This is a genomic window from Plantibacter sp. 2H11-2, from assembly GCF_050031945.1.
Lineage (GTDB): Bacteria > Actinomycetota > Actinomycetes > Actinomycetales > Microbacteriaceae > Plantibacter > Plantibacter auratus.
Map to the genome: position 1 here is coordinate 1 of NZ_JBNBBL010000018.1, position 985 is coordinate 985.

Below are 985 nucleotides of genomic sequence, written 5' to 3' on the forward strand. Positions count from 1 at the left end.
GACTCTAACTCATTGATACTCATTTATAAACTCCTTGCAATGTATGTCGTTTCAGCTAAACGGTATCAGCAATGTTTATGTAAAGAAACAGTAAGATAATACTCAACCCGATGTTTGAGTACGGTCATCATCTGACACTACAGACTCTGGCATCGCTGTGAAGACGACGCGAAATTCAGCATTTTCACAAGCGTTATCTTTTACAAAACCGATCTCACTCTCCTTTGATGCGAATGCCAGCGTCAGACATCATATGCAGATACTCACCTGCATCCTGAACCCATTGACCTCCAACCCCGTAATAGCGATGCGTAATGATGTCGATAGTTACTAACGGGTCTTGTTCGATTAACTGCCGCAGAAACTCTTCCAGGTCACCAGTGCAGCGCTTGATAACAGGAGTCTTCCCAGGATGGCGAACAACAAGAAACTGGTTTCCGTCTTCACGGACTTCGTTGCTTTCCAGTTTAGCAATACGCTTACTCCCATCCGAGATAACACCTTCGTAATACTCACGCTGCTCGTTGAGTTTTGATTTTGCTGTTTCAAGCTCAACACGCAGTTTCCCTACTGTTAGCGCAATATCCTCGTTCTCCTGGTCGCGGCGTTTGATGTATTGCTGGTTTCTTTCCCGTTCATCCAGCAGTTCCAGCACAATCGATGGTGTTACCAATTCATGGAAAAGGTCTGCGTCAAATCCCCAGTCGTCATGCATTGCCTGCTCTGCCGCTTCACGCAGTGCCTGAGAGTTAATTTCGCTCACTTCGAACCTCTCTGTTTACTGATAAGTTCCAGATCCTCCTGGCAACTTGCACAAGTCCGACAACCCTGAACGACCAGGCGTCTTCGTTCATCTATCGGATCGCCACACTCACAACAATGAGTGGCAGATATAGCCTGGTGGTTCAGGCGGCGCATTTTTATTGCCGTGTTGCTGTCTCTTATACACATCTGACGCTGCCGACGACAATTAAGCCGTGTAGAT

The 985-nt window shown here is 46.7% G+C and carries 2 protein-coding genes; both read right to left on the bottom strand.

Going from position 1 to position 985, the window contains the following annotated elements:
* Window positions 1-214 precede the first annotated feature (214 nt).
* Window positions 215-763 carry an ead/Ea22-like family protein gene (locus tag ACQG07_RS19220; protein ID WP_426739160.1) on the bottom strand — a complete coding sequence of 183 codons (549 nt, stop codon included), beginning with the start codon at window positions 761-763 and terminating at the stop codon, window positions 215-217.
* Complete coding sequence (locus ACQG07_RS19225; protein WP_426739161.1) at window positions 760-951, bottom strand: TraR/DksA family transcriptional regulator; 192 nt, start codon at window positions 949-951, stop codon at window positions 760-762. The genes ACQG07_RS19220 and ACQG07_RS19225 overlap by 4 nt, the downstream gene beginning before the upstream one ends.
* Window positions 952-985: the final 34 nt, after the last annotated feature.